The organism is Pseudoalteromonas sp. 13-15, from assembly GCF_001468205.2.
GTDB classification, from domain to species: domain Bacteria; phylum Pseudomonadota; class Gammaproteobacteria; order Enterobacterales; family Alteromonadaceae; genus Pseudoalteromonas; species Pseudoalteromonas marina.
This window is the reverse complement of sequence record NZ_CP019162.1, coordinates 3,034,121-3,049,905: the sequence shown is the minus strand read 5'-3', so window position 1 is coordinate 3,049,905 and position 15,785 is coordinate 3,034,121. Positions and strand designations below refer to the sequence as shown.

Genomic DNA, 15,785 nt, shown 5'->3' with positions numbered 1-15,785 from the left:
TCCCGGGCATTCTTGTGACATTTTTAGCCCTTTGGGCAGAACGTGAGGCTGCGATTGAAAAAAGCGAAGAAAAAGTCGTTAATATTGCTAAGCATTTAACCCACCAACAAACAGCAATGATTGGAGAAACTGAGCAACTCACTCGGTTTTTAGCAAACACAATTGCTGCAGAACCCAACCTTCCGGACACGTGCCCTAGCTATTTTTACCAAATACAAGAGCTCTACACAAACGTTGCCAATATTGGTGTAGTTGATGACAAAGGAAACTTAATTTGTGTAACCAATGGCATAGTAAAAAATGTGTCTATTAGTGATAGGCAATACTTTAAAAATGCCATAGCAAATAAAAGCTTTTCAATTGGGTATTTTCAATACGACAGAAGCATTCAAGCACCCAGTGTTAACTTTGCTCACCCTATTATTGATAAGCAAGAGCAATTAAAGGGCGTTGTTGTTACAGTGATTGCACTTGACTGGTGGAGTGCAGCTTTAGACAAAGCCGAATTCCCAATTGGTTCGAACGCTGTTATTGCTGATTCTAATGGCCTTGTACTGGCAAGTTACCCAAACTCATTGCTACCTTTAGGGGAAAAAATTAACAACAAACACTTTTTACATGGCGATAGCTCATTAGCTATGTTTAAAGACGATAACAACGTCAATCAAATCTTTCACCGAGCAACTATTTATAATGACATTAATAACAATAATTTAGAAATTTACATCACATCGCCCACTGATAAATATATTGATCGAGCAAATAAACACTTTTTAGAAACTATTATTTTATTTTTTAGCGCTATTTTAATTATTGCTTTTATTGGCCACCATTTAATTAAAAAAAGTATTTTTTACCCTATTGAAAAACTCTCCCAAGCAACCGACCTATTAGCACAAGGCAATATGCCCGCTCATAAAATAAAACCTAATAGTCCTGAATTATCAGCTTTGTATACGCGCTTTGAAGCCATGGCTGAAACACGTTTGCAAACAGAAGCCGATTTAAAAAACAAACATGACGAGTTGACAGGGTTACTAAATGCTCTCCCCGATATGTACCTTAGATTCAACAATACGGGTACTATACTTAACGTTAGCGGCACCATTATCCCGCTATTTGCCGCAAGCAATAAACTGCCTGAAAACTTATTAGACATATTACCAGAAGGTATCACTGAACAAATTTTGAGTGAAGCATCCAACCGCGAAGACGTCATCACTTTTGATTTTAAAATCAGTACAGGTGTGGCGGATCACTATTTTGAGGCGAACATAAATCATCTTGAAAAAAGTGATGAGCTAATACTTGTGCTTCGTGATATTAGCCAACGCAAAGTAAATGAAGACTCGCTTCACTTAGCGTCTCTTGTTTATGGTAACAGTAGCGAAAGCATGGCAATTACAGATGCCAACGGTATTATTTTTGATGTAAACCCTGCCTTTTGTGAAACAACACAATATTCTAAAGACGAAGTGATTGGCCACTCTACCCGCATACTTTCTTCAGGTGAGCACTCAAAAGAGTTTTATGAAAAAATTTGGGCATCAATAAATGCCACTGGTCGCTGGCAAGGCGAAATTATAAACCGTAAAAAAAATGGGGTACTATTTACTGAGTGGCTAAATATAGACACTGTTTACGATGAAAATAACAAACCTGCACGCCGAATAGCTATCTTTACTGATTTAACTGAAAAAATACAAGCAAATAAAACCATTTGGCGACAAGCTCACTTCGATCATTTGACCGATTTACCAAATCGATTAGAGCTTAAAATACGACTAAATAAACAGTTTTCTAATGCAAATAATGAAAGCTTTGTTGTGATGCTTCTAGATATTGATCATTTTAAAGATATTAATGATACTTTAGGCCACCACTATGGAGACAACCTATTAAAAGTGGTGTCGCAGCGTATTGTTAATTCAGCTAAAAATGCAGAATTTGTTGCCCGCATTGGTGGTGATGAATTTGTTATTGTTTTTAATCATATTAAAAGTACTCGCCATATAAACCAAATTGCTAGCAATATTTTACAAAGCTTATCGTCTGCGCTGCATGTTGAAAATGAAGAAGTATTTATAAGTGCCAGCATGGGTATAGCCTGTGCGCCCGAAGATGGTGAAAATACCGAGCAGCTATTAAAAGCAGCCGATCAGGCAATGTATAAGGCTAAAAATAATGGCCGTAATGGCTTTGAATTTTTCTCTCGTGATATGAGAGAGCAAGCACAAGCTCGTATGGTGTTACTCAAAGACTTGCGCTGTGCAATAGAATATAACCAGTTCGAATTATTTTATCAGCCTATTGTGTCGCTAAACGATTTACATATACACAAGGCTGAAGGCTTAATACGCTGGCAACATCCACAAAAAGGGTTAATAAGCCCTATCGCGTTTATTCCACTTGCTGAAGAAACAAGGCAAATTAATGCCATTGGCCAATTTGTATTTTCCCAAGCAATAGAAACGCTCACCGATATAAAAAAATTGACTGATGACGATTTTCAAATAAGTGTGAACGTCTCCCCTGTACAATTATCTACTGCTAATAGTGGTATTGATGATTGGTATGCCATGCTTGATGCCGCTAAAATTTCCCCCTCTTCTATTGTTGCTGAAATAACAGAAGGCTTAATGGTTAACCCTGAGGAACTGACGCAAAAGCGCCTCAAACAAATTGTGAAATCAGGGATGCAACTGGCTCTTGACGATTTTGGTACAGGCTATTCATCGCTTGCCTACTTGCAGGAAATGGATACTGACTACTTAAAGATTGATAAACGATTTGTTGATAATATTAAAGCTGATAGCCAAGAACTATCGTTGTGTGAAGCAATAATTGTAATGGCTCACCAGCTTGGTTTAAAAGTAATAGCAGAAGGCATTGAAACACCATTACAATATCAGCTACTAACTGAGGCTGGTTGTGATTATGGGCAAGGTTACTTATTTTCCAAGCCTTTAAATAAAAGCGATTTTATGGATCTTATTGCTGAGAAAAAGGTAATTCTTTCAAAGTAAACTTACCGAGATTAGTAAGTTTTGTTAGGGCTGGGTTAAACATAAATTAATCTATTTCTGTTATGCAATTAAAAATGCGTCTATACGGTCAAGTCCAAGAAGCAAATAACTTTCTAACAGGATTTCAAATGGCAAAACCCACATTAGATCAATGGCGGATGTTTAAAGCCGTGGTAGAACATGGTGGTTTTGCTGGCGCCAGTGCCGCGGTATTTAAAAGCCAGTCAACGGTTCATCATGCAGTGCAAAAACTCGAAGCCGCTTTGCAAATAAAACTACTTGAGGTGAAAGGCCGTAAAGCGTTTTTAACGGAAAGTGGAAAACTTATATTACGCCGTGCAGAGTTTTTAATTGAAGAAGCGAATAAAATAGAATCTGTTGCAAATACACTAAGTGAAGGAGTGGAAAGTACATTAAAAATAGCAGTTGATGAAGTATTCCCTCAGCCCATTTTGTATCAAGCACTTGCTAAAACAAGTGAGCTTTATCCATTACTAAAAATCGATTTGATCGAAAGCGTGCTAACCGGCGCCAATGAATTACTTAACAATGCGGTGGTTGATTTAGCTATTTCATCAGTTCCTATTTATGGCATTAGTTGTAGCAAATTGACAGATGTTGAGTTTATTGCCGTAGCGCATAAAAATCACCCACTTAACAAATATGAAGAACAATTAAGCTTTCGAGATTTAAAACAACATCGACAAATTGTAGTGCGCGATTCTGCAACACACACTAACCAAGACGAAGGTTGGTTAGGCGCAGATATGCGCTGGACCGTTAGCCACTTACGTAATTCAATTGATATGGTGAGCCAAAATCTAGGTTACGCGTGGCTTCCGTTTGATCAAGTCACTCATCTCATTAATGATCATACACTCAAGGTACTAAACCTTGAGCAAGGCATTACGCGTCCTCTTAACTTATATTTAATGTGTAACGATGTTGATAGATTAGGCCCTGCAGCACAAGAATTTAAAGATCAACTTACAGCAATAATTGCAGCAGAGTAACGATTGATTAATCGTTTTTGATACCCAGGTGATCAGCAACATACGCGCCGCGTTCACCTAGCTCTTTCTCAGGTCCAATTGTGCTGTCTTTTGCCGTTTGCTGCTCTGTTTCTGCGTTAATCACGGCTCCCATGGTGACGATGTACGCGCTTATGTATAACCACATTAGCATGATAACCACCCCACCCAAGGATCCATAAGTTTCGTTATAACTTGAAAAGCGCGATACATAAAATGAAAAGCCAATAGATGCTATAATCCAAAATACGGTTGCAATAGCAGAGCCGAGCGTTATCCAACGCCATTTAGCCGCTTTTCTATGCGGTGCGTAACGGTATAAAAGCACCAATGCAAAGTTAAACGTAAGGGCTAGTATTGGCCACGACACGACCTTAATTAACAAATCAATACTGTCTTTGAGACCTACTAAATTTAGTACTATAGGCAAAATACCTATAATCAACAGCGCAAAAATAGCGACTAAAATAGCACCTACCGAAAACATAAAACGAACAAACTGCGCCCTCAAGAAAGAACGTTTTTCATATTCATGATAACTTATGTTGCAGGCTGTAATTAATGCTTGGCTTCCCTTAGAGCTACTCCAAATAGTGAGTAATAACGTGCCTAACGCCCCTAGAGTTAGCCGCGCCTGAGAGCTTTGCGTGAGCTCTGAAATTTGCGATAAAATCAGTTCACGCGAACTATTTGGTATTAAGGTTGTAAACTGCCTAAGGTGCTCACTGATTTCTGCAGGTGAAGCAAAATAAGCGTATATAGAAACCAAAGCAGCAATAGCTGGGAAAATAGCAAGTAACGCATAAAATGCCACTCCGGCAGAAACCAAAGATAAATTGTCTTTGCTCATGCGCGCAAAAATACGCTTAGCAATATCCCACCAGCCCTTCATGGGAATATGTGCTGGTTGCTCTGCATGTTGACCTCTTTTTGGCTTTTTCATACTTAATCTCACTATAATTAGTACTTTAATGAAGCAAAATAACTGCCAACTTAAAAAAAGTGTTTGGTATTAAACTTGCTGTTAAAGTAAAAGTAACTAAACACGGAAGAAACCCAATGCCTACAATAGCATCAGATGTACCATCAGCTGCCAGTACCCCCTCATTGAACCCCGTAATGGAAGGAAATGTGTTTTCGTGGCAATTTTTTTATGACCAAAGCATGCAATTAGTTCACGCTACAGCGCAAATATTACCCACCTTATTGTTAGGTTTACTCTTACTCACTATCAGCTATTTTACAGCAGGCCCTCTTTCACGCATGCTCATAAAACCTATCAATTTAGTAACCGATAGTAAGCTAGTTTTGCTGGTTGTAAGGCGCGGAATTAGCACTTTAGTCATTTTATTAGGCCTATATCTGTTTTTACGTTTAGCAGGGCTTACTGAATTTGCGGTAGCCATAATGAGTGGGACCGGTTTAATAGGCTTAATATTAGGCTTTGCTTTTAGAGACATTGCTGAGAACTTTATCGCAAGCTTACTCTTAAGTGTGCAACGCCCGTTTAAAATAGACGATGTAATTGAAGTAGATGGACGTTTAGGCGTTATAAAAAAAGTAACGGCCCGTGCCACAACGCTTGTTGATTACGATGGTAATCACATTCAAATTCCTAATGCTACGGTGTATAAAAATACCATCAAAAATTTAACTGCTAATCCCAAAATGCGCGGTAAAGTGGAAATAGGTATAGGTTACGATAACGACATACGCAGCGCGCAAACGCTTGCTCTAAATATAGCAAACAAACAAACGGCCGTATTAAGCGATCCCCCAGCACAAGTACTTATAAAAAATTTAGGCTCATCAACAATAAACTTTATTTTATATTTTTGGGTTAATAGCGAGCAGCATAGCCCACTTAAGGTAAGCTCTCAGCTTATGCGTGAACTAGTTAATGAATTTACTGAGCAAGATATAAGTATGCCGGATGATGCCAGAGAACGGATTTTACTAAATGCCTCTGGCGAGGATTTTTCAAGCTCAGCAATAAAAGAGCGTTTAAATGAAAAGAAACCACCGGAAACCCACGAGCAAACCCAAACACTTAACGATGTAAGCAGTGATACTGACGAAATACGCGAACAGGCAGAGCAGTCAAGGGATCCTGAACAAGGAAAAAATATTATTTAAGTTAATAAAATTTAGTGCAAAAAAGCCCGCAGCGTTAACTGCGGGCTTTTTATTGAATGAGTGAGTCAGCCTATAAGCCGGGTTTTGTCCTTTCCGAAGAAAGTGATAATCATTCGTCTAGGCCATAAATCGCTCTATGGCTCAAGCAACCTACCCGGTTCCAACGTGGGCCACGCCATAAGGAACCCTATTTGGTCTTGCTCCGAGTGGAGTTTACCTTGCAACCGACTATTACTAGCGGCCCGGTGCGCTCTTACCGCACCCTTTCACCCTTACCAACCGAAGTTGGCGGTCTTCTCTCTGCTGCACTTGTCGTGGGCTCACGCCCCCCAGCCGTTAGCTGGCACTCTGCCCTGTGGAGCCCGGACTTTCCTCCCCCTGATCATTTTCGTCACAGGCAGCGATTATCTTGGCTGACTCGGCGCGCAGTATACATGACGCTAAAGCCAAGCGCAGTAATATTTACTCTTTTTCTTCAATAATTGTTTTGTATAGTGCATTTTTCTTCATACCGAAATACTCAGCTACAACACCGCACGCCTTTTTCATTGGCATTTCTTTTTCAAGTAGAGCCAACATTTTACGAGCCTCTGGTGGAATGTCGTCTACTATCTTAGGCTTACCCGGCAGCATGAGGACTATTTCGCCGCGTTGCTTAGTGGGATCATCGGTTAAAAACTGCTTTAGCTCACTCACTGTGCCATTAAAAAAAGTTTCGAACGTTTTAGTTAGCTCTTTGGCAAATACGACCTGCTGTTCACTGCCAAGCGCAGTTTCTAAATCGTCTAGGCTTGCCATAATACGGTGCGTGCTTTCGTACATTATACTGGTAATACTTGAGTTAATCGCATCAATAAAAAAATCTTGGCGAGCTTTACTTTTAGCGGGGGTAAAGCCAATAAACTGAAAGCGATCGGTAGGTAACCCAGAACAACACACGGCGGTTATGGCAGCGCACGCACCTGGTACTGGGGTTACGCTTGCCCCTTGCTCACGACATAAGTTTACAACCGCATATCCAGGGTCACTAATGAGTGGCGTGCCTGCATCCGATACTAAAGCAATATTTAATCCTTGATTAAGCTGATCGATAATTTGCTGTGCTTTTTGTTTTTCGTTGTGATCATGTAATGCAAATGTTTTTGCCTTAATACCAAAATGGCTAAGGAGCTTACCTGTATGGCGAGTGTCTTCAGCAGCGATTAAGTCAACCTGCGATAATGTCGCGATAGCACGCTGACTTAAGTCGTCATAATTGCCAATTGGGGTGGCAACAACGTAAAGAGTGCCAATTTTATGTGAATTCTCCTCATTTAACATTGAGGTCTCCTGCGTCAGTCAGTAATATAAGCAAATCGCGTTAACGTATTGGGAAATCATTGTGCGACTTAAACTAGTTGGTCTATTAATTATATTGTCAGGGTTATCGGCGTGTAGCACAACCGAAAAACCAATTAAAAAAAGCGATAACTTCAGCAGCAGTGCTAATGCGCTAAAAAATCAAGCGACTAATGCTCAATCTATCTATCAATTGGCCGTAAATCGCGAAGGTGCAGATAAAATACAATTATTGTATAGCGCACGTGATGCTGCTATTTCTGAGAAGAACTGGCCATTATTAGAGCAAATTGGTAGCGACCTAGAGTTAACAGCGAGTGTCGATCAAACTCAAAATCGCCTTTATATTGCATACGCGCAAAAGCAACAAAATAAAAATGACCAGTCTTTGATTATTTTACAATCGTTAGATGGTCAACTGACACAACCTGAACACTTTGCATGGCATCAGTTTTTAACAGCCAGTATTTACGCCTCACAAAATTTCCCTAAAAAAGCGGCTCCCTATTTTTTTAGAGCATCAGAAACATCTACAAAAAATAATATTGATATACCACAACTCGACCAACAATTATGGGATAACCTAAAACAGCTTTCTTCTTATGCGCTGGAGCGTTTTAACCGTGGCTCTGTTATTCAACAAGGCTGGGTAAATCTTGCTTTATACCATCAAGTATATGCAGGTAGCGGTGTAGAGTTAGATCAAGCAATAAATAATTGGCGACGCCGTTACGTGGGGCACCCTGCTGGAGCCGTGTTACCTAAACAAGATGAAAACTTTGTTGAATTAGCACCTTTGAACATTGACCGCTTAGTTTTGTTATTCCCTCAATCAGGTCCTAACGAACGCCTAGGTGATGCTTTAAAAGCAGGAGCTTTAGCCGCATTAGATAAACAAAATATTAATGAAGCTATTTTTATTGATGAAAATTTAAGTACTGCAGACATTGCAGCAAAACTTGACCAAATTAACCCTGACTTTGTAGTTGGGCCACTACTTAAAGCGAACATAGATAAGCTTACGGCAGCTAAAACGCTTATTAATATTCCTACGTTGCATTTAAATACATTCGATGGAGACACTATTTCGCTCCAACACTACTATTTTGCCCTAAACCCAGAGCACGAAGTTGAACAAGCTTTAGAGCATTTTCTAGCTATGGGATATCAAAAACCCATGCTACTCGCTCCAGAAAATACGAATGGCCAGCGCTTAGTTGATTTTTTTAATCAGCAATGGCAACGCTACAGCGAGACTAAACCTCAAATTGGTTTTTATGAAAACAATCAAGACATGCCAAAAACGATTAGTAGTTTATTAGAAGTTGATCAATCTAAAGAGCGTATAAAAACAATAAAAGCCTTATTTAAGCAAGAAGTTGAAAGTGAAACACGCTCACGTAGTGATATTGATGTGATTTATATTTTAGGTGATGCAATAGAAACACGCTTAATTAAGCCCTACCTCGATGTAAATGTGAGTACATTCTCAGAGCGAATTCCGCTGTATGCGAGCTCAAAAAGTCACAGTAAGCAAATTGATTCAACCGACAAAGGCGATTTAGACGGCCTGTATTTCACAGAATTACCTTGGATGCTTAATTCACAAATCACACAACATAACTTACGTGAGCAGTATAATTTGCTTTGGCCCGAGCAAGCCGATATTAGCCAGCGCTTATTCGCCATGGCATACGATGCAGTACTCGTTATTAACGATATTAGGCAGTTGAGCTTAATGCCTGGCAATAAATTTAGCGGTTTGAGCGGTAAGTTATCAGTTAATAGTAATGGTCACCTACAACGCGTACTTGATTGGGCTCAATATACTAATCGCCAAATTAAGTCTGTGCAGTTAAAAACACAACGCCCTGTGCCCTTATTTATGCAATCGGCTAGCGGTGTAAAAACGATAAATTAAGGGGGCGGCATGTCGTGGTTTAAAGAGCTGTGGCAAAATAGTCGTGAAAAAGGTCAGTATTACGAACTACAAGCGCAAAAATACCTAGTAGCGCAAGGTTTAAAACCTATAGAACGTAATTATTACTGCCCCTTTGGTGAGCTCGATATTATTATGAAAGAGGGTAACACCCTTGTTTTTGTGGAAGTGAAGTTTCGCAAAAACAATGCTCGAGGTGGTGCTAATTATGCGCTCAGCGCTCAAAAACAAGCACGGCTTAAACGTAGTATTCATCATTACTTAGCAGCTAAAAACTTAACAAATCAGGCATTAAGAATTGACTATGTAGCCATAACCGGAGAATCATCTCCTACATATAATTGGCTTAAAAACGTATTTTAAAAATACTAAAAAGAATTGGTAGGCTATGCAAGACACAATAAAAGAAATTTTCACAGAAAGTATTCAAGTTCAAATAGCCGCTGGAGAGGTCCTTCCCAGTGCGCTTGAATCGGCCGCGTTCACAATTGCACAAAGCCTTATTAACGGTAATAAGTTAATTTGTTGCGGGACAGCTAACTGTCATATGCTTGCGCAACATATAGCGGGTATATTGGTCAATCACTACGAAACAGAGCGTCCTTGCTTGCCTGCTATTGCTTTGTCACAAGAAAATATAAATCTTGGGCAGAACAATCACAGTGATGATCACGATACATTTGCCCGTCAAATCCGTGCATTCGCTCAACAAGGTGACTTACTATTGGTATTAGCAATTAATGGCAATGAAAAGCAGGTAATTTCAGCCGTTGAAGCTGCACTTACACGCGATATGAAGGTCATTGTTATGGTCGGTGACGATGGCGGTGAATTAGTAGGTTTACTTGGCCCTAATGATGTTGAAATAAGAACACCGTCTAAACGCCCAAGCCGCATTATAGAGTCGCATTTAACTAACTTACATTGTTTAAGTGAACTTATAGATTTAACGCTTTTCCCGCAGGATGAAAATTATGTTTAAACGCTCCCTTATTATTTTAGGTACCGTTGTATTATTACAAGGCTGTGCTGCAGCTGTTGTAGCCGGCACTGCCAGTGCAGTAACCGCTGCAAACGACCGTCGCACTATAGGCTCTCAAATCGATGATAACAATATAGAAATTAAAGCTAGCATTGCTATTAGTGAAGTTGAACGCCTAGAAAAGTCTGCTCGAGTTAACGCTATAAGTGTCAATGGTATTGTTTTGCTTGTTGGTCAAGTTGCTAATCAGGAAATGAAAAACGAAGCACAAATAACCGTAGAAGCGATTGCCGGCATTCGTAAAATTCATAACCAACTTCGTATTGGTTCAAATATTGGTATAACAACTCAAACTCATGATTCGTGGCTCACCTCAAAGGTAAAAGCACAGTTACTAGCAGCTAAAGATATTAGTAGCAATAACATTAAAGTGGTTACAGAAAACGCTGAGGTGTATTTGATGGGCTTGGTGTCTCAAGATGAAGCTAATCGTGCAGTTGATATTGCACGTAATGTGTCGGGCGTTGAGCGAGTAGTAAAGGTATTTGAATATATTAATTAAAAGCCACTAAATTACAGTGATAAAAAAACCGCTTTTAAGCGGTTTTTTTGTAATCTACATATTATTTTATAACACGTAAATGTGAGCCTTTTTTCTTTTCAGGTTTTTCTGGCGGTGTTTCATCTATATACTCAGATGAATCAACACTTTCTAGCCCTGTATCAAACTCGTCTTCGTCCTCTACAAACTCGTCTGCAGTAAAGACTGTACCTTCGCCGTTTTCACGAGCGTAAATTGCAAGCACAGCACCTAAAGGTACATAAACTTGCATTGGCTGACCGCCAAAACGCGCGTTAAAACTAAGTTGGGTTAGGTCTAACGAAAACTGTGTTACTGCTGATGGGCTAATGTTAAGCACAATTTGTCCATCTTGCACAAATTGTGTAGGCACTTGCACATTCGCAAAACTAGCGTCCACCACAATATGTGGCGTACATTCGTTATCGACTATCCAATCAAAAAAAGCACGTAATAAATAAGGACGATTAGGCGTCATTATAAACGGATCTCACGCTCAGCTTCAGTTAGAGATGCTTGGAATGACTCACGTTCGAATAAACGGATCATGTACTCTTTCATCTCTTTAGAGCCTGCACCATTAAGCTCAATACCAAACTCCGGTAAACGCCATAGTAGTGGTGCTAAGTAACAATCTACTAAGCTAAACTCTTCACTCATAAAGTAAGGAGCTTCGCTAAAGATAGGAGCTACTGCAAGTAATGCCTCAGTTAACTCTTTACGAGCTTGTGCTGCATCTGATGTGTTATTGCTGATTTTAGCAGCTAAGCTGTACCAATCAGTATCAATGCGGTGCATCATTAGACGGCTACGACCACGCATTACCGGGTAAACAGGCATTAGTGGAGGATGAGGGAAACGTTCATCAAGGTATTCCATGATGATATTTGCCTGATATAAACCAAGCTCACGGTCAATCAGTGTTGGCACTGTACCGTAAGGGTTAATTTCGTGAAGTGCTTCTGGCAGATTGTCCTTTTCAGCCAAATGAATATCTACACTTACACCTTTTTCTGCAAGTACAATACGTACTTGATGGCTATACATACAGTTAGCCCCAGAGAAAAGGGTCATTACAGGGCGCTTATTGGCAGCTACGGCCATGCCTACCTCCATTAAATAACTAAAACAGCAATAGGGGCTTAAGCCCCTATTGCAAAATTACCTTTAAATATGTTCAAAATTAATGAACATCTCTCCAGTATTCTTTCTTAAGCATAAATGCCAAGATAAATAGGATAACTAAAAACCCAATTACCTTAATACCTAGCGCTTCCGATTCAAGTCGAGTAGGTTCACCTACGTACTCTAGGAAATTCGTTAAATCACGAACTGCTTGGTCATACTCATCTACACTCATCTCACCTGAACCATCTGTTTCAGTACCTGTGATATGTACAGTTGTTACACCGTCAACAGTTACTTCTTCAGTTATAGGAGTAGGAACACCCTGAAGTTCTTGTAGAACATGTGGCATACCTACTGATGGAAATAACGTATTATTTACACCAAATGGGCGAGACTCATCTTTGTAAAATGATTTCAAGTACGTGTAAATCCAATCACTTCCGCGTACACGTGCAACATTGGTTAAATCCGGCGGAGCCGCACCAAACCATTTTGCTGCATCATCTTTAGCCATTGAGTTCTTAATATGGCTACCTACTTTTGAACCATCAAAAATAAGCTGCTCTTGGCCAACTTCCGTTGGAATACCAATATCACGGAAAGTACGTTCATAACGCTGATACTGCATTTGGTGACAACCAAGACAGTAGTTCATGAACAACTTAGCGCCGCGCTGCAAAGATGGCTGATCAGATATATCGTTACCCGCGTCCATTAGTGGAACTGACGGGCCTGCCGCCATTGCAGGTAACATATGTACTGATAAAGCGAATAAACCAATTATTAGTTTTTTCATCATTTCGTTAACCTCTCAGGCAATGGCTTAGTTTTTTCATTCTTACTGTAAACAAATAACAGTACGAAGAACATAAAGTAAGTCACAGTACAAACTTGCGAAACAATTGTTTTAAAGTCAGTTTGCGGTGTAGCACCAACCCAACCTAAAAGAACAAAAGTAACAACAAAGCCTGCAATGTTCCATTTGTGGAAACCACAACGGTAACGAACAGAGCGAACTGAACCACGGTCAATCCAAGGTAATAACGCAAGTACTACAATTGACGCCCCCATTGCTGCAACACCCATTAATTTATCAGGGATTGCGCGCAAGATTGCGTAGAATGGCGTGAAGTACCAAACAGGGAATATATGTTCCGGTGTTTTAAGTGGGTTTGCCGCTTCAAAGTTTGGCGCCTCTAAAAAGAAGCCACCCATAGCAGGCATAAAGAATACAACCCAGCAGAACAAGATTAAGAAACCAACCACGCCCACAATATCTTTTACTGTGTAATAAGGGTGGAACGGAATCGCATCAATAATGTCTTTTTTATCAGTGTAGTATTCATGGAACTTAAATTTAGGCTTATCTTCTTCAGGAACAGTGCCTTTTTTACGTTTGTTATCAATACCATCTGGGTTATTAGAACCCACTTCGTGTAGTGCAACAATGTGTAAAAATACTAAGATAACAATAACCAATGGCAGTGCAATTACGTGTAATGCAAAGAAGCGGTTAAGCGTTGCACCAGAAATTACGTAATCACCACGGATCCAAAGTGTAAGGTCATCACCAATAACAGGAATAGCCCCGAATAATGAAATGATTACCTGTGCACCCCAGAACGACATTTGGCCCCATGGTAATAAGTAACCCATGAATGCTTCAGCCATTAGGGCTAAGAAAATAAACATACCAAACAACCACAGTAACTCACGTGGTTTTTGGTAAGAACCGTAGATCATGCCACGGAACATATGCAGGTATACAACAATGAAGAATGCTGATGCACCGGTTGAATGCAGATAGCGCAGTAACCAGCCATAATCTACATCACGCATGATATATTCTATTGATGCAAATGCACCTTCAGCAGACGGTACGTAGTTCATTGTTAGCCAAATACCGGTCAGTATTTGGTTAACTAGTACTAACATTGCTAATGAGCCAAAGAAGTACCAAAAGTTAAAGTTTTTAGGTGCTGGATACTGTGCAATATGCATGTTCCAAACACGTGTCATTGGGATTCTGTCGTCAATCCAACCAATAATCTTACCAAACATTAGGCCACCCCTTGTTCTTCGCCCACTAAAATAGTGGTTTCATCAAGAAAAGTATATGGTGGAATTTCTAAGTTTAATGGTGCTGGAACCGATTGAAAAACACGGCCAGCCATATCAAATTTAGAACCGTGACATGGACAATAAAAACCATCATCAGTCCCTTCCACTTTTTCACCAAAGCCACCTTGTAAAAAGCTAGGTGAACATCCTAAATGCGTACAAATACCTACAGCGACAAAAATCTCTGGACGTAATGAACGGTAGTCATTTGTTGATGATTCTAATTGTTGTGGCTCTTGCGATTGCGGATCACGAAGTTGACCTTCATGTTCTTTCATTTGCTCAAGCATTTTTGGGGTTCGTGATACAACCCATACAGGTTTACCACGCCACTCGACACGTATTAATTGTCCTGGCTCAAGTTTGCTTATATCTACTTCTACAGGCGCACCCGCAGATTTAGCTCGCTCACTTGGATTCCAAGACGCAATAAAAGGAACAGCAGCCCCAGCCGCACCAACACCACCAACAACAGAGGTAGCTATGGTTAAAAAGCGACGTCGGCCATTGTCTACAGGCGCATTGCTCATCCACTTATCTCCACTTACGATTCTCAACACTTGCTATATTGAGAACATCAGTTACAGCAGGTTAATTATTCGAAATTTTTAAAATAGAAATGATCATAATTAAAACCCTTGTTTAAAACAAGGTTATTAACAACTCAGGTCTTGAAAAATATTAATTTCACCAATGGTTTGATTAAGCTAGTTCGAGCACGAGCCGAAAAGTAATAATATCACTTCTGTAAAAACGATGTAGTGACCAAGATCAACTCCACTAAGCGGAAGTTTTAAGACTACACATAGTGTTATAAAACTTGATCGTTTTACTTCCACGCCAATTGTAGCAAAAAATTCCATCAATTAACTGATGGATTTAAACTAATTACGATAATTATTTAACTTTTTTGCACCTATCTGGCTATTTACTTCCTTTCGTTCAATTAATACGCCGTTATTGCACTGTGTGATCATCATAAACAGTAATTTGCAATTACAGCTTAGGCTAACAATTTTTTAAAGCTCAAAGGAATCAGAAGAAATTCATCGCCAATAACAAAAAACCCAGCATAAGCTGGGTTTTTGAATTCTTGATAACGTATAGATTAACGTTTTGAGAACTGTGGACGCTTACGCGCTTTCTTAAGACCCACTTTCTTACGTTCAACTTTACGTGCATCACGAGTAACAAAACCTGCTTTACGAAGTTGTGGACGTAGTGACTCGTCAAACTCCATAAGTGCACGAGTGATACCGTGACGGATAGCACCAGCTTGACCAGTTGTACCACCACCAGAAACGGTGATGAAAAGGTCAAATTTTTCAGTCATATCAACAAGCTCAAGAGCTTGATGAACAACCATGCGTGCTGTTTCGCGACCAAAGTACTCTTCTAAAGAGCGCTTGTTGATTACGATGTTACCAGTGCCTGGGCGTAAGAATACGCGAGCACTTGAACTTTTACGACGACCTGTACCGTAGTATTGATTTGCCATGATAGT

The 15,785-nt window shown here is 39.8% G+C and carries 15 protein-coding genes and 1 other RNA gene; 7 read left to right on the top strand and 9 right to left on the bottom strand.

Features of this window, described 5'->3' with window-relative positions:
* Positions 1 to 14: 14 nt before the first annotated feature.
* Both ATS72_RS14140 and ATS72_RS14135 read left to right on the top strand, forming a co-directional pair.
* Positions 15 to 3,026, top strand: coding sequence for a bifunctional diguanylate cyclase/phosphodiesterase (locus tag ATS72_RS14140; RefSeq protein ID WP_082650895.1), 3,012 nt, complete (start codon positions 15 to 17; stop codon positions 3,024 to 3,026).
* Between the two features lie 128 nt (positions 3,027 to 3,154).
* Positions 3,155 to 4,039, top strand: a complete 885-nt coding sequence (locus ATS72_RS14135; protein ID WP_058429143.1) for a LysR family transcriptional regulator — start codon at positions 3,155 to 3,157, stop codon at positions 4,037 to 4,039.
* Positions 4,040 to 4,046: 7 nt separating this feature from the next.
* Here ATS72_RS14135 and ATS72_RS14130 read toward each other — a convergent pair whose 3' ends face one another.
* Positions 4,047 to 5,000, bottom strand: a complete 954-nt coding sequence (locus ATS72_RS14130) for a YihY/virulence factor BrkB family protein (protein WP_039036377.1) — start codon at positions 4,998 to 5,000, stop codon at positions 4,047 to 4,049.
* A 176-nt stretch (positions 5,001 to 5,176) separates the two neighbouring features.
* On the opposite strand from ATS72_RS14130, the gene ATS72_RS14125 reads away from it, so the two are divergent.
* Positions 5,177 to 6,193, top strand: coding sequence for a mechanosensitive ion channel family protein (locus ATS72_RS14125; protein WP_425320032.1), 1,017 nt, complete (start codon positions 5,177 to 5,179; stop codon positions 6,191 to 6,193).
* 57 nt (positions 6,194 to 6,250) lie between these two features.
* Here the strand turns inward: ATS72_RS14125 and rnpB are convergent.
* Together rnpB and rsmI are read right to left on the bottom strand one after the other, a co-directional pair.
* An RNA gene (gene rnpB / locus ATS72_RS14120) (RNase P RNA component class A) lies at positions 6,251 to 6,614 on the bottom strand.
* A 41-nt stretch (positions 6,615 to 6,655) separates the two neighbouring features.
* Positions 6,656 to 7,513 (bottom strand): 16S rRNA (cytidine(1402)-2'-O)-methyltransferase, encoded by an 858-nt coding sequence (rsmI, locus tag ATS72_RS14115; RefSeq protein WP_058428344.1) that lies wholly within the window; start codon positions 7,511 to 7,513, stop codon positions 6,656 to 6,658.
* A gap of 61 nt (positions 7,514 to 7,574) precedes the next feature.
* Here rsmI and ATS72_RS14110 point away from each other — a divergent pair, with 61 nt between their 5' ends.
* The 4 genes from ATS72_RS14110 to dolP are packed head-to-tail and all read left to right on the top strand — an operon-like array spanning position 7,575 to position 11,014.
* Positions 7,575 to 9,452 carry a penicillin-binding protein activator gene (locus ATS72_RS14110; protein WP_058428343.1) on the top strand — a complete coding sequence of 626 codons (1,878 nt, stop codon included), beginning with the start codon at positions 7,575 to 7,577 and terminating at the stop codon, positions 9,450 to 9,452.
* A gap of 9 nt (positions 9,453 to 9,461) precedes the next feature.
* Entirely contained in the window at positions 9,462 to 9,833 is a 372-nt protein-coding gene (locus ATS72_RS14105) for a YraN family protein (protein ID WP_006792124.1), read from the top strand.
* A 25-nt stretch (positions 9,834 to 9,858) separates the two neighbouring features.
* Positions 9,859 to 10,452, top strand: a complete 594-nt coding sequence (locus ATS72_RS14100) for an SIS domain-containing protein (protein ID WP_006792123.1) — start codon at positions 9,859 to 9,861, stop codon at positions 10,450 to 10,452.
* Complete coding sequence (dolP, locus tag ATS72_RS14095) at positions 10,445 to 11,014, top strand: division/outer membrane stress-associated lipid-binding lipoprotein (protein ID WP_008130334.1); 570 nt, start codon at positions 10,445 to 10,447, stop codon at positions 11,012 to 11,014. Before ATS72_RS14100 ends, dolP begins: the two co-directional genes overlap by 8 nt.
* A gap of 61 nt (positions 11,015 to 11,075) precedes the next feature.
* On the opposite strand, the gene ATS72_RS14090 is transcribed toward dolP, so the two are convergent.
* From ATS72_RS14090 to rpsI, 6 genes are all read right to left on the bottom strand, one after another.
* Positions 11,076 to 11,510, bottom strand: a complete 435-nt coding sequence (locus ATS72_RS14090; RefSeq protein WP_058428342.1) for a ClpXP protease specificity-enhancing factor — start codon at positions 11,508 to 11,510, stop codon at positions 11,076 to 11,078.
* A complete protein-coding gene (sspA, locus tag ATS72_RS14085) occupies positions 11,510 to 12,136 on the bottom strand; it encodes a stringent starvation protein SspA (RefSeq protein ID WP_006792120.1) in 627 nt (208 codons plus the stop codon). The genes ATS72_RS14090 and sspA overlap by 1 nt, the downstream gene beginning before the upstream one ends.
* A gap of 79 nt (positions 12,137 to 12,215) precedes the next feature.
* Positions 12,216 to 12,959: a cytochrome c1 gene (locus ATS72_RS14080; protein WP_058428341.1), complete on the bottom strand. Its 744-nt coding sequence runs from the start codon at positions 12,957 to 12,959 to the stop codon at positions 12,216 to 12,218.
* Positions 12,956 to 14,221, bottom strand: coding sequence for a cytochrome b (locus tag ATS72_RS14075; RefSeq protein WP_006792118.1), 1,266 nt, complete (start codon positions 14,219 to 14,221; stop codon positions 12,956 to 12,958). Before ATS72_RS14075 ends, ATS72_RS14080 begins: the two co-directional genes overlap by 4 nt.
* Positions 14,221 to 14,811, bottom strand: a complete 591-nt coding sequence (gene petA / locus ATS72_RS14070; protein ID WP_006792117.1) for a ubiquinol-cytochrome c reductase iron-sulfur subunit — start codon at positions 14,809 to 14,811, stop codon at positions 14,221 to 14,223. The genes ATS72_RS14075 and petA overlap by 1 nt, the downstream gene beginning before the upstream one ends.
* Positions 14,812 to 15,389: 578 nt before the next feature.
* Complete coding sequence (rpsI, locus tag ATS72_RS14065; RefSeq protein ID WP_086007041.1) at positions 15,390 to 15,782, bottom strand: 30S ribosomal protein S9; 393 nt, start codon at positions 15,780 to 15,782, stop codon at positions 15,390 to 15,392.
* Positions 15,783 to 15,785 lie beyond the last annotated feature (3 nt).

Coding starts and splice junctions, on each gene's coding strand:
- ATS72_RS14135 (WP_058429143.1), top strand. CDS start 3,155: ATGGCAAAACCCACATTAGATCAATGGCGGATGTTTAAAGCCGTGGTA.
- ATS72_RS14130 (WP_039036377.1), bottom strand. CDS start 5,000: ATGAAAAAGCCAAAAAGAGGTCAACATGCAGAGCAACCAGCACATATT.
- ATS72_RS14125 (WP_425320032.1), top strand. CDS start 5,177: ATGGAAGGAAATGTGTTTTCGTGGCAATTTTTTTATGACCAAAGCATG.
- rsmI (WP_058428344.1), bottom strand. CDS start 7,513: ATGTTAAATGAGGAGAATTCACATAAAATTGGCACTCTTTACGTTGTT.
- ATS72_RS14105 (WP_006792124.1), top strand. CDS start 9,462: ATGTCGTGGTTTAAAGAGCTGTGGCAAAATAGTCGTGAAAAAGGTCAG.
- ATS72_RS14100 (WP_006792123.1), top strand. CDS start 9,859: ATGCAAGACACAATAAAAGAAATTTTCACAGAAAGTATTCAAGTTCAA.
- dolP (WP_008130334.1), top strand. CDS start 10,445: ATGTTTAAACGCTCCCTTATTATTTTAGGTACCGTTGTATTATTACAA.
- ATS72_RS14090 (WP_058428342.1), bottom strand. CDS start 11,510: ATGACGCCTAATCGTCCTTATTTATTACGTGCTTTTTTTGATTGGATA.
- sspA (WP_006792120.1), bottom strand. CDS start 12,136: ATGGCCGTAGCTGCCAATAAGCGCCCTGTAATGACCCTTTTCTCTGGG.
- ATS72_RS14080 (WP_058428341.1), bottom strand. CDS start 12,959: ATGATGAAAAAACTAATAATTGGTTTATTCGCTTTATCAGTACATATG.
- ATS72_RS14075 (WP_006792118.1), bottom strand. CDS start 14,221: ATGTTTGGTAAGATTATTGGTTGGATTGACGACAGAATCCCAATGACA.
- petA (WP_006792117.1), bottom strand. CDS start 14,811: ATGAGCAATGCGCCTGTAGACAATGGCCGACGTCGCTTTTTAACCATA.